Raw genomic sequence first — 11768 nt, 5'->3', positions numbered from 1 at the left:
CGTCATCCCCCGTCACAAGGCAACGACCATGGATCTTCGGTTACTTGCAGCGCGCAGCGGTGAACAGCGCGTACATTCGGTCGTGAGGCCGAAGGGTCGTGCGCCGCAGAAGTCGCATCTATGGACGGGCGGGGAGGGAATGGTCACGCCTTCGCTGGAGCCGATCAGCGTTCGCTTACGGCAAGCTCGCGTGGGCCGGGGCTGGAGTCAGCCGCGGTTAGTGCGCGAGCTGCGTCAGGTTGCGCTCCGCCGAGGCCACCAGCTTCCCTCTGACGCCAGCGTGAAGCGCCGCATCGCCAGTTGGGAGAACGGACACAGCACGCCGGACGACTTCTACGGTCCGATGCTGTGTGAGGCGTACGACCTCAGTGCCGGCGAGTTGGGGCTGAACCACGAAGGCGAGCGGGACACCGGGCTTCTGGACGCGAGTTATCCGGCGAACCCCGAAGGAGCGATCGATACAGTCGGCCAGCTTTGGCGCGCGGATCTCAACAGGTATGAGCCTCTGTTGCAGGCCGAGCCATCCGAACCAGCGTGGAACGAAGCCTCGCTCCGGTGGCTGGTCGCGCCTGAGCCGGCCGTTCTTCCGCAACGTCGGGACGGAATGCGCGTTGGTTTTGGAGACGTGGCAGCAGTCAAGACCACCGCGGACATGTTCGCCGAACTGGACGACCGTTTCGGTGGCGACCATGCCCGGCACGCGGCAGTCCAGTACCTCAGTACCGAAGTGACGCCGCTCCTGCGAGGGCAGTACACGGAGCAAGTCGGACGGGCCCTGTTCTCCACCGTGGCAGAGGCAACCCTCCTGGCCGGTTGGATGTCGTACGACGCCTGCCGTCATGGCTTGGCACAGCGGTACTTCCTTCAGGCTCTCCGATTGGCCCAGGACGCGAACGATCGGCGGCTCGCGGGAAGCATCCTGTCCGCGATGAGTCATCAGGCGACGTTCCTCGGTCGCTACACCCAGGCCGCCACGCTCGCCCGCGCGGCGCTCATGGGCATCTCCCCCGTTGCCACGCCGACGCTCCGCGCCCAGTTCCATGCCATGGAGGCCCGCGCGCTTGCCCGGACAGGCGACGTACGGGCCTGTGAAGCCGCCTTGGGCGCAGCCACGAATGCACTGGCGAGCAGGAACAACGACGACGAGCCCGAGTGGATTAGCTACTTCGACGAAGCTGAGCTTGCTGCTGAGGCCGCTCACTGCTTCCGAGACGTCAACAGCGCCCGGAAGGCCGTGCTCCACGCCGAGAACGCCATGAGCGGCAGCCACGTGCGGAGCGACTTCTTCGCGACCATGGTTCTGGCCGATGCCCATCTTCGTGCCGGAGACGTCGAGGAAGCCTGCCGCGTAGCGCTCGATGCCCTCGACCTCGGTGAGCAGCTCAAGTCGGCCCGCTGTGTCAGCTACCTGGCCGAGTTCCGGCAGAACCTTGCGGGGGCCGGCACCAGTAAGGACGTACAGCTCTTCACCGATCAGGTGCGAGAGCACAGGCTGTGGATCGCGTCGGATGAGCGTGTTGGTGCTTGAGAGCTCCCGTCAGCGCGTGCTCAGAACGGACCCCATTCGTCTCGGCCCTCCCCCGTGCGAAGCGATCGGACCCGCCGGGCAAACTCGGCGGCAGCCCGATCGTTCTTCGTGACCTGGTGACCGAGCCAGGCAACCATCATGAGCTCACGCAGGTCCGCAAGGGTGTCGTACCCAGGCCAGTTCATCAGGTCGAAGCCGTACCGGTGCACGAACTCCGCGTATTCGGCCTGCGTGTGCCAGCCGTACCGTTCATAGAACATCGACGTCTGCACCAGGTCCCACTCACGTGGCGCGAGAGCGAAACCGTCCAAGTCGATCAGCACCGCGTGCCCGTCCCGGTGGCGGAGGATGTTCCCAATGCTGGCATCCCCGTGGATCATGCCGAAGGGGAGGACAAAGTCCAGCCGGTCGTAGTCCTTGCCGAGGCTCGCCGCTCGCTCCTCCAGGAACTGCTGGTCCTCCCCTGAGATGCCGTCCAGCCCCTCCAAGGACGCCGACACCTTGGCCAGTGGATCGAAGTACGGCAGACGCAGAGATTCCGGCTCTTCGAGCCAGTGCAAGCGGCGTAGCAGATCAGCGAGTTCGCCAACCGTGCCGTACTCCTCGCGCTCCTGAACGCTCTCCCAGAAGGTGACCACCCGGCCGCCGACGAGGATTGGTTGGCTGACCTCTGCCGGCACACGCATGGCCGGGAAGTCCTGTGTCTCAAGCCACCGGGTCACTGCCACGGCCCGTTCCATCTCCCCCAGCACCGACCGATCGCGCGCGATGCGGACGATCACTGGTAACGACGTCAGGCGGTAGACCGCGTTCGAGCCAAGCCGGAGCAACTTGGCCCCGCGGGCGTCGAGTTCGGCCGTCGCGCACGCCTCTCGAAGGAGCGGCTCCAGGCCCTCCGCCGTGAACTCCGCGCCGCCGTCCGGTTCCCCGCTGCTGCCCGAGATCATGCATCGACCTTACGGGCCGAACCAGCCGCCCGACAGGCTGCCCACGTAATAGGGACGTAATGATCTTGATGATCGAAGATCACGACCACCCCTCCCCCGCAGGTCAGCACCCCAAGAGCGCCACGGTCTCTGCTGGCCTCCGGAGCCGTGTGCGCAGGTTCGAATCCTGCCGGGGGCACTTCGCCTCAACCAGCATGATGATGCGGTTGACCAGCGCAGATGCCAAGCATGAAGAGCGGGAACCAGTCTCACTGGGTCCCGCTCTTTGTCGTTGTTGCGCGCTGATCGCGATAGACCTGCGATAGAGCCCACCTGGGCGCTGGATCCCTTGTCAACGTTGCTCGTGCCAGCAAAATCAGGAGCGCGACATGGCCGCCCGGAGTACCTTCCCCACATGGCAAATCCGGCGAGTGATCAAGCTGACGACGGCACCACTTCAGTCCAGGGACTTGGCAAACGGTGGGAGTTCGGCAAGGACGTGTCGTCGTGGCCAATGCTAAAATGGGCACGCGCCGTTCAACACAAAACAGACCTTGAATCCCGAATCTCGCTATGGATCGCAGGTCGCCCAATCAGTACCGAGAATTCACTTTCCGCTGATCGCCTCAAATTTGAGATGCGTCTTCGCGTGCATACGCCGCCGCCAACTCAGGAATGGTCTCTCATTCTGGGTGACTTTCTTTACAGCCTCCGCAGCGCGCTTGATGCCTGCGTCTGGGAGTTTGCACACGCTGACGGAGCCCGGCCCTCGAAACCAAAGATGCTCCAGTTTCCTGTCGTACGGGACCGAGCCGATTGGGAGCGGGCCCGCAGAGAGCGTCTCCAAACGGTCCCCACGGAGATCGCGGAACGAATTGAGATGCTTCAGCCGTTCAACCGGCCGCCAAGCGAAGTAAACAAAGACCCACTCATCTGCCTGACTGAACTTAACAATCTGGATAAGCATCGGTCCAGCATCGACGTATCGGTTGACCCACGAGGGATTCAGCAAAAATTCAGCACAACCTGGGAAACCGAAGAAGCCGTAGAGCGAAACACACCGCCGAGCGCAACCTACCGATTCCCTGACTTCACGGACGGGGCACTAGTCGTTGAAGTTCCATTCTTGGACCCAGTAAAAGAGCTCCAAGGTGGTTTCACGATGGCCATGCAGGTTGGGGTCGAAACGTCGATCGGAAAGCAGCAACTCTCAGTGATCACTAATGGGCTACTTGAGAACATTCAACAGGTTCTCAACTTCATTGCCGTAGGCCCTGCCTCACCAGAGGAAATTCAAGCGATGGAGACGGAGCAAGGCGGCGGCTGGATTGGCATGGAGGTGCGGGCGGATGAAACGGGCCGGACGTTTCATACCGGCCCGCTCGCAACAGAGGATCCTCAATCTTAGCCTGCTCGCACTCCTTCTGACTTGACATCGATTACAACGGCCAGGACAGCTCCTGTTCGATCTTCTTGTTCATGGCTTCTTCCTGGCCGTAAATACATCCTTCGTAGACGCGATGAATCACCTCCGGTGAGTTGCCAACCCGCCGGGCTACCTCAGCCACGGGGACGCCGGCGTTCAACCAAGTCGTGATGCAGGTATGCCGCAGGTCGTATGGCCTCCCCTCGAGGATGGAAGCCTGAAGGTCCGGCGAGAGCGCGTACTCCCGAGCGTCCCGCCACACACGCCAATAGGTGCTGCTACCCACGAGACCGCCGCGCTCATTCGTGAAGAGTCGCCCGTCCTTGGCCGTGCCGAACTCCTTCAGGTGGGCCCGGAGTATGGCCACGAGGGGCGGGGGAATCGGGACCGGCCGGTCTTCCTTAGAAGTCATTTCATTTGGTCAGTCGGCGGTGGCATATGAGGGTCGCGGCGATGGCTGCGAAGGCGAGGAAGTGTTCCGGCTTGCGCTCGTAGCGGCGGTGCAGACGGCGGCAGCCGGACAGCCAGGACACGGTCCGCTCCACCACCCAGCGGTGGCGGCCCAGCCGCTGGGACGACTCGATGCCCTTGCGGGCAAGGCGGTACCGGATGCCGCGGGAAGCGAGCCATCGCCGCAGGTGGCGGTAGTCGTATCCCTTGTCGCCGTGCAGCTTGGCGGGCCGTCGGCGCCGCGGGCCGCGACGTGAGCGAATGGGTGGGATGCCGCGGACCAACGGGATGAGTGCCTGGCTGTCGTGGAGGTTGGCGGCGGAGATGCCGATCGACAGGGGCAGGCCCTGGCGGTCGACGATGAGGTGGATTTTCGATCCGCTCTTGCCGCGGTCGGTCGGATTCGGTCCCGTCAGCTGCCCCCTTTGACGGCACGGACGCTGACGGAGTCGATCGCGCACCGCGACCAGTCCAGGTCGCCGCGGGCACCGAGCTCGTCGAGGACGAGGCGGTGAGGCTTGGCCCGCACCCGGGCCTCCGTCCACTCAGTGAACCGGCGGAAGGCCGTCACTCCCGACAGCCCGAAGCCTGGGGGCAGTTGGTTCCAGGTGCAGCCTGAGGTAGCCACGAAGATGATGGCAGCCAGCACCTCGCGGTCCCCGCGCCGCCGGTGCCCTCCACCCTGAGGGCGGACCGGCGCCGGCGGCACCACCCGCTGGAACAAAGTCCAGAGCTCTTCCGGCGCCATCCGCTCGACAAGCGCAGCAGTCATTACCCCAGACTGCCGCAAGATCACACCAACTGAAATGTTGTCTAAAGCTTCCCATGAAGGGGCGCTTCCGGGCCTTGCCGACCTTGGCACGGCAGCTCGTCGGCATCAGCAGCGGCACTACCCACGCCTAGTCCATGAAGTACATCGCTCGTGTCGGCCAAGGAACCGCTTTCCCATCCAGACGGATACTGAGCTGGTCGTCACTCTTTCGGAGCATCGCGAGTGCCTCAACCAACTTTTCGTAGGGCAAAGGCTCAAATAGACTTGGGAGAAATATGGTGTGCTCACCGAGAATGACGGCCACACAACGAAGTTCGGCGGGGCGTTCCACCAACATAATCCGCCTCTCCTCAGCGGCTACGTCGGGAGTGCGGAGAAGGTACGTCTTCAAGATACTTACGCCTGGCTGCTGGAGTTGGTTTCTGAACGGATCCATTACCTCTCTGAGGATATAGCTCCATCCCAACGCCGCGAAAGATGCGAGGTACGCCGCACGAATCCACGATACCCTGGCACGCGACTCATCAAATCTGGTATGCACGGTGAATGAAAAATCGGGGTCCCGATCCCCTCTCTCAGCGTATGCGTCAAGAGCCTCAAAGTGAGCAGCCTGCACCTTTGGGTCATTCTTCTCCGGTACACCGAAAAGCTGGACGCCACTCTCTGTCCATTGAGCCGCCCCCCTGAGTGGAATGCCATCAACATAGGCTGTCGCCGGAAGCGCGCGCCCAGTCACCTGCCTACGCATGAAGGCGTCGGAAGAGGCTCGGATTGCCGCGTGTGAATCAAAGTCCGAGCCTGCCGTGTTGTTGCAGCGTTTACACGTCAGCAATAGCGGGCGCCCACCGAGACTCTTCGGCGGAACGTCCTCAATCGTCAGAAGGCCAGCCGTCACCGCTGCGCGCGGATAAGCCACTAGGCAGCATGGGCAAGCGTAGAACTCCTCGTCCGGGAGCTCAGCACCAAGACCAAGCCGTTCGAGCACCTGCCTGAGCTTGGGTGCGCCCTCATCGAACCATCGCAACCTCTTGTCCATGACGCTCCATTTTACCGAAGCAAACCTATCAAGGCGACCCCAGTTTTATCGCTTGAATAAGCCCAAGCACTCCACACCTAAGGCCTATTAGATTTCCTACCCTTACGCCCTATCACAGACCGCACAGTTTTAAGGACTTCTAGGCCACGTTCATGGAGGACGGTAACCAATGCACCAACGGCCGAAGCTCCTACAAGAGCCGCGGTGATCAAGGTGGTAATGAGCTCGGCGTCCATTACTCCGGCCCCCGCTCGCTGAGGTAAGTCGTGAACCCGGCACTTAGCAGTGTGGTAATAAGCAAGATAAACGAATTTCGACCCAGCACCGCCGGATCAATATTTTTATCATCTGCACCGGCAGCAAGGAAGGTCGCGAACAGCAAGACAGCAACATTCCAAAGCGTCCAAAAGAGGGGAACACTTTTAGCTCGCATGTGTGCCTGTGCGATCGCCGAAGCCGCTAGCCCCATGCATACGATATACAAGTCGGCTCGGGCGCAAAACTCGAAGAAACCTGGAGCCTGATGGTTCTTCAGGGAAGTCTCTTGGACTAGTTGCGCAATCGGCGGAAGAATAGCAAAGACAACTGCACACATGAACCATGTGCCGAGCTTCTGTAAAGGCGTGTGCTCGGATCCGGGGGCACCCCCCGTCCCTGGCCCGGTCCCACCGGGACCAGCATTTCCACTTTGGGGCGGAACGGCAGGGTCTGTCGCATTTGCCCCTGGAGGTGAGGCGGGTGGAGTGGACAACTCGTCGAGTCCTCGATTCGGCGCTTCTTCGTCGGCATCCATCTCTTACCGCAACCGGGGTCGCCCCGTCTCAGCTTCAAAAAAGACGGATGCGAAGGTGCCGCTCCCGCACACGCCAATCCCGTGCTTCCGGGTGCACTCAGCCACGGGCGCCAGGTTCAGTGGCGCGTCACGCAGGGCACCCCGGGCCGTTCTTCAGGGGCGCAGGATGCCGCAACAGCGCCCCGCACTAGACGAGTTGCGCATGACATGCGATAGAGATCGGGTGGTGAATCAGCTGCCTGCGGCGTATGGCCTGGTCAGAGCCACTTTGCAGGATGTTCATGGCATGCCCTCCGGAGCCGTGTGCGCAGGTTCGAATCCTGCCGGGGGCACCTTGATTTAGGTGCCCAAAGACCCCGTCACCAGCGGAAACGCTGAGGCCGGGGTCTTCGCGTATGTGCAGCCGTATGTCGGGGTCGTACTGGCGGGCAGCGAGCGGCGAGGCGACCACGGTTGGCGGGAGCGCCAGCGCATGAGCTTCCTGCCACACGCGGTCCTACGTGGACGGACCAACCCCCTCCCCCGCGCTCATTGGTGAAGAGCCGCCCGTCCGTGGCGGTACCGGGCTCCGTCTTGGCATCAACCTCATCCTGGCCGGAGTCGGCCTTCCATGTGCTGCGGCGGTGCTGAGTCTGGTCCTGTCGAGCCGAGGCCGAAGTGCCGTGCCGGAACTCGTGCCCAGATCGTGTGGGGAACCATGGTGAATGGCGGGGAGCATCCTCCGACCGGTCCGGCTCCGTCAGCAGCTCCGCCCCTGCTCAGCCCGCGAGTCGTCCGGCAAAGACCCAGGCTTCCCAGGCTGAGGGCGCCGGCGCCGTCGTCACGGGCAAGTGAAGTCGCTCAGTGGGCGGGGCGACTTCGCCGCCGACCTCTCGGTTGACCGTCCCTCCAGCAGATAGGTGCACCCGGCACTAGCCTGGGCTTCTACGCAACCTCCAACCCTTCACGGGCGACCTCTATAAACCGGTGATGTCCGTCCCGGAAGGCGCGGTAGGCGAGGGCGTATTGGTCTCGCTGATCACCGGACCCATCACCGATCTCTCCGAGCTTCCAGAAGGCCGCGACCGCGAGCTTCCGGAGCACACCCGCCTCCTTGGCGACTGACGCGGGCCCCTGCAGCAAGACGTCCGTGCTCGCCTTGGTTAGCTCGCTCAGCGCCCTTCTAGACGCCACCTGCATCTCACTCATGATCGCTACTCTCACTGAAGCATCCGAGGACCGGTCCACTTCCTCCATACGCCAGAACACTTCAGCTAACGCGTGGGCGCTCGCACTCAGCGCGCTATATGCCTGTCGCCTTTCGTCACGCACTCTCGCGACGTGGCTAGCACGTGCACTGACTTCAGCTTGGACCCGTGCTGAAGATGAATTGCCCCGGCTGGTGACCCAACTGGCACCAAGGGCCGTAATCGCGGTGAGCGCTCCAACCCACCAACTGTTGTCCCCCATAGGGCAAGTATCAGGGTGGGTCGGCGCGCCACGGTAGACCGCGTAGCACCGTTGAGGTTCCCGGGAGCCAGCCTCTCAGTTTCGTCTCATTCAGCGCCGCTCACGGCCGATCAGGCGGGGCCGGGAGCCGTCCCCGCACCGGCAGCCAACCGTCAATGAACCCTGGTGAGCGCCCCTGTCCCCCCGTCACCGCCACAGTTGGAGAGCGTGTGCGCTGACAAACTCATATCTCCTCGCCTGGACGACCGCAGCCTGCGTAGGGTCACGTGTTAGAGGCGGCCGGGCAACGGGCGTCCACGCCGCGCCGGGGGACAGGAGCACGGTGAGCAGGAGACGCTACGTGGCCAAGGGGGTTCCGGGTGGCTATCGCATCTGGGACAACCGAGGACGCCGATGGTGGGGAGACCTCTACGAGTTCTGTCCTGACGACCTTCTGACAGAGCTCAACGGCCAGGCGGATCCAACACGCATCACAGCGTTGATGCAGCGCTACAGGGCCCAGAAGCGATGAGCGACGTTGTGCCGTCGAGGACTTCGCCGGTGGGAGTCGTCAGGGGAGCTTCTGCATCACCCGCAACCCGATCCAATACGCGAGGACGGCGACCGCGAGGCTGACGAGCGCAGCGGCTGTGTTCGGATACTCCTGGGTCAATTGCTTCGCCGTTTCGAGAGCCGGCTCGCGGCTGAAGAAGAAGCCGGTTGTGGCCGCCAGGGTGGCTCCGGCCTTGTCCTTGGTCCACCGCGCCTTTGGCCCGGAGTTGCTTGTCACCGGACGGTTGTATCGGGGACGGGTGCGGTACGCAAGATCTGGGCGACAATTCTTCGATCTTGTGGCTGGCGGTCTCCTGCCGACTCTCGATGAAAGGGGTCGGTGGGAGAGTCGGCGCGCGTACTTCCTGCCACACCCGGAAGTACGTCGACGAGCCGGCCACTCCCCCGCGTCCGGCGGTGATGAGCCCTCAGTCGTTGGCCACACCGAAGGTGGACTGGAACGGTTGCTGCTGCCGCGGAGCTTTTGCAGGGGTCCCTCCTCCGTGTGTTCAGGACGTCCGGATCGCCCGGTCGATCTCCGCGCCGGTGCGGGCCGTGACGACGGGCCACTTCTCCCTGAGGGAGGCGGGGAGAAGCTCGCGGTCCTCGTCCCGCTGGCACCCGCCTCTTCCCCCTCCGCCGTACTCACCAGCAGGAAGTCCGTCCCGGGATCCCGCACCACCACATGGGGATCGAGGACCTCGTGCGCAGCCCTCATGTCCAGCGTCGCCGGCTCACCGTTCTCGAACCGGCACACGAAGATCTCAAAACTCATGGAGTTCCCGGACGGGCCGCCCGGCGCCCCGGTAGGCCTTCTCCGCCCAGCACTCGACCCCGCTGTCAGGAGCTTCGTCGTTCCGTACATCTGGCAACCTCCCCCTGGCCGCCGTCGGCACGCTGGAAAGGGGTAATTGTATTTGACTTCGCAAGACGGGGCGACTTATGGCCATTATGGGTGGGGCTTTGCAGATTCGGCAGACAAGGGTGCGGCGCACTGAGTAATCGTGCGCAGGACTGGCCTGAGGCGTACCTTGGAAAGGAGGGGGCGTTGACCGGTCAGGCTTCGGCTTTGTGTACCCATTTCGACGGAGGGAAGCCTCATGACGGCAAAAGGTATGCGTCACGGCTCCTGTCGCTCCGCACTGTGGCGGGTACTCGTTATTCCTGCCGCGGCGGCCATGGCCGTACCCGCTCTGGCGACGGACGCGCAGGCCGCCGAACGGACGGTGACCGGAAGTGTCAGCATGCGGATCATGGACTATGAGGACTTCGGCCCGAACACGGTCTGCAACCGCGGCTTCTCGCTGACCCCGCGCGTAGTGAAGAGCGGCTTTTCCAACAAAATCCGGCTGACATCCAGGTGCGGCGGAGAGATAAGGGTCGAAGTTCACTACAGGCTCAACATCGATCCAAATGGAGTCATTCGCGTGACCGAAGGCCTCGTCGAGTTCTACGAGGGGGCCAGTGAGGACACCGGCGACTTGGACGGCGCGTCCGCCTTCGCGAATATGATCCTATTCCCCGGGGCGAGTGCTTCCAGGAATATACACGTGCAGAATTGGAGCGAGGGGCAGCCCGACGACAAGGCCGACGTGACACTCACCCTGCGCAACTAGGTGACGTCAGAGGGCGGTCCGAGTATCACGGGCCGCCCTCTCAGCGCGACGACGACTCTGCCCCCTCGCCGTCGAGGGCCCCGTGAGCCTCTGTGGCCCGGTCGTCAACGCGTGTGCAGTCGTGATTCTCCGCACGGGTGTCCATGGTTTGGTCCGGCCGGAAACGGTCAGGCGTCCGGGATGCCTGAGCGGGATGCGTTCTTCGACAACGCAAAGTATCTGGCGATCGTGCTGGTCGCCGTGGGGCATGCCTGGGAGCCGTTGCGGGAGGGGAGTCGGACGGTGTCCGCGCTGTACCTGCTCGTGTACGCGTTCCACATGCCGGCGTTCATCGTCGTGTCCGGGTACTTCTCGCGGAGCTTCGACGCGAGTCCGGGGCGGCTGCGGCGGCTGGTGGGCGGGCTCCTCGTGCCGTACGTCGTCTTCGAGACGGCGTACACGTTCTTCACGCGGTGGACGGATCAGGTGCCGGACCGGCCGGTGAGTCTGCTGGACCCGCTCTATCTGACCTGGTTCCTGGTGGCGTTGTTCCTGTGGCGGCTGACCACTCCGCTGTGGCAGCGCGTGCGGCAGCCGGTGGCGGTCGCGCTTGCCGTGGCCATGCTCGCCACCCTCACGCCCTCCATCGGCGACGACCTCGACCTCCAGCGGGTGTTGCAGTTCCTGCCGTACTTCGTGCTGGGGCTCTGTCTGCGGCCCGAGCACTTCCAGCTGGTCCGGCGACGGGCCGTACGGATGGTCGCCGCGCCTGTCTTCGCCGTCGCCCTGGTCCTGGCCCACTGGGCCGCGCCTCGGATGAGCGGGGCCTGGTTCTACCACCGGGACAGCGCCCAGGAGTTGGGCGGGCCCGCCTGGTCGGGGCCGGTGATGACCCTGCTCACCTTCGGGTGCTCGCTGGTCCTGGTCGCGTGCTTCCTCGCCCTGGTGCCCGGGCGGCGGACCTGGTTCACCGTGCTGGGCGCGGGCACGCTCTACGGCTATCTCCTGCACGGCTTCCTCGTCCAGGGTGCCCGGTCCTGGGGCTGGTACGGGCCCGCCTGGGTGCACCAGCCGCTCGGCGTCGGCCTGGTCGCCCTCGTCGCCGGTGGCGTCATGACCGTGCTGTGCACCCCGCCCGTGCGGCGTGCCCTGCGGTACGTCGTGGAGCCGGAGCTGCGGTGGGCCTTCCGTCGGGAGGCCGCCGTTCAACCGGCGCACGGCTGAGGGCGGTTGACCGGCCGGCCCAGGAAGACGGCCTGGGC

The 11768-nt window shown here is 63.8% G+C and carries 10 protein-coding genes and 1 pseudogene; 5 read left to right on the top strand and 6 right to left on the bottom strand.

Going from position 1 to position 11768, the window contains the following annotated elements:
- The first annotated feature begins 280 nt into the window (after positions 1 to 280).
- Positions 281 to 1528, top strand: coding sequence for a hypothetical protein (locus ACFULQ_RS46220; protein ID WP_383557003.1), 1248 nt, complete (start codon positions 281 to 283; stop codon positions 1526 to 1528).
- A 20-nt stretch (positions 1529 to 1548) separates the two neighbouring features.
- Here the strand turns inward: ACFULQ_RS46220 and ACFULQ_RS46215 are convergent, their stop codons facing one another.
- Entirely contained in the window at positions 1549 to 2475 is a 927-nt protein-coding gene (locus ACFULQ_RS46215; RefSeq protein ID WP_383557000.1) for a phosphotransferase family protein, read from the bottom strand.
- A gap of 394 nt (positions 2476 to 2869) precedes the next feature.
- Here ACFULQ_RS46215 and ACFULQ_RS46210 point away from each other — a divergent pair, with 394 nt between their 5' ends.
- Complete coding sequence (locus ACFULQ_RS46210; protein WP_383556997.1) at positions 2870 to 3862, top strand: hypothetical protein; 993 nt, start codon at positions 2870 to 2872, stop codon at positions 3860 to 3862.
- Positions 3863 to 3893: 31 nt separating this feature from the next.
- Here ACFULQ_RS46210 and ACFULQ_RS46205 read toward each other — a convergent pair.
- The 4 genes and pseudogenes from ACFULQ_RS46205 to ACFULQ_RS46190 all read right to left on the bottom strand — a co-directional run.
- Positions 3894 to 4286, bottom strand: a pseudogene (locus ACFULQ_RS46205) (tyrosine-type recombinase/integrase); the annotation flags it as partial.
- 7 nt (positions 4287 to 4293) lie between these two features.
- Positions 4294 to 5102, bottom strand: a protein-coding gene (locus ACFULQ_RS46200) for an IS5 family transposase (protein WP_383556995.1) whose coding sequence is annotated in 2 segments (ribosomal slippage) — positions 4294 to 4752 and positions 4755 to 5102 — 807 coding nt in all. Because the reading frame shifts where the segments join, the coding sequence is not laid out codon by codon here.
- Between the two features lie 127 nt (positions 5103 to 5229).
- A complete protein-coding gene (locus ACFULQ_RS46195; protein WP_383556992.1) occupies positions 5230 to 6138 on the bottom strand; it encodes a hypothetical protein in 909 nt (302 codons plus the stop codon).
- Positions 6139 to 7855: 1717 nt separating this feature from the next.
- Entirely contained in the window at positions 7856 to 8119 is a 264-nt protein-coding gene (locus ACFULQ_RS46190) for a hypothetical protein (RefSeq protein WP_383556990.1), read from the bottom strand.
- Positions 8120 to 8702: 583 nt separating this feature from the next.
- Here ACFULQ_RS46190 and ACFULQ_RS46185 point away from each other — a divergent pair.
- Positions 8703 to 8891 carry a hypothetical protein gene (locus ACFULQ_RS46185; RefSeq protein WP_383556987.1) on the top strand — a complete coding sequence of 63 codons (189 nt, stop codon included), beginning with the start codon at positions 8703 to 8705 and terminating at the stop codon, positions 8889 to 8891.
- A 39-nt stretch (positions 8892 to 8930) separates the two neighbouring features.
- Here ACFULQ_RS46185 and ACFULQ_RS46180 read toward each other — a convergent pair whose 3' ends face one another.
- Entirely contained in the window at positions 8931 to 9149 is a 219-nt protein-coding gene (locus ACFULQ_RS46180; RefSeq protein WP_383556985.1) for a hypothetical protein, read from the bottom strand.
- Between the two features lie 1015 nt (positions 9150 to 10164).
- Between ACFULQ_RS46180 and ACFULQ_RS46175 the strand changes: the two genes are divergently transcribed.
- Both ACFULQ_RS46175 and ACFULQ_RS46170 read left to right on the top strand, forming a co-directional pair.
- A complete protein-coding gene (locus ACFULQ_RS46175; protein ID WP_383556983.1) occupies positions 10165 to 10527 on the top strand; it encodes a hypothetical protein in 363 nt (120 codons plus the stop codon).
- Positions 10528 to 10707: 180 nt separating this feature from the next.
- Positions 10708 to 11730 (top strand): acyltransferase family protein, encoded by a 1023-nt coding sequence (locus ACFULQ_RS46170; protein ID WP_383556981.1) that lies wholly within the window; start codon positions 10708 to 10710, stop codon positions 11728 to 11730.
- The last annotated feature ends 38 nt before the right edge of the window (positions 11731 to 11768 follow it).

The sequence above is a fragment of the Streptomyces sp. NPDC057253 genome (genome assembly GCF_042669125.1).
Taxonomy (GTDB): Bacteria; Actinomycetota; Actinomycetes; order Streptomycetales; family Streptomycetaceae; genus Streptomyces.
This window is presented reverse-complemented; position numbering and strand designations above follow the sequence as displayed.

Coding starts and splice junctions, on each gene's coding strand:
- ACFULQ_RS46190 (WP_383556990.1), bottom strand. CDS start 8,119: ATGAGTGAGATGCAGGTGGCGTCTAGAAGGGCGCTGAGCGAGCTAACC.
- ACFULQ_RS46215 (WP_383557000.1), bottom strand. CDS start 2,475: ATGATCTCGGGCAGCAGCGGGGAACCGGACGGCGGCGCGGAGTTCACG.
- ACFULQ_RS46175 (WP_383556983.1), top strand. CDS start 10,165: ATGGACTATGAGGACTTCGGCCCGAACACGGTCTGCAACCGCGGCTTC.
- ACFULQ_RS46195 (WP_383556992.1), bottom strand. CDS start 6,138: ATGGACAAGAGGTTGCGATGGTTCGATGAGGGCGCACCCAAGCTCAGG.
- ACFULQ_RS46170 (WP_383556981.1), top strand. CDS start 10,708: ATGCCTGAGCGGGATGCGTTCTTCGACAACGCAAAGTATCTGGCGATC.
- ACFULQ_RS46210 (WP_383556997.1), top strand. CDS start 2,870: ATGGCAAATCCGGCGAGTGATCAAGCTGACGACGGCACCACTTCAGTC.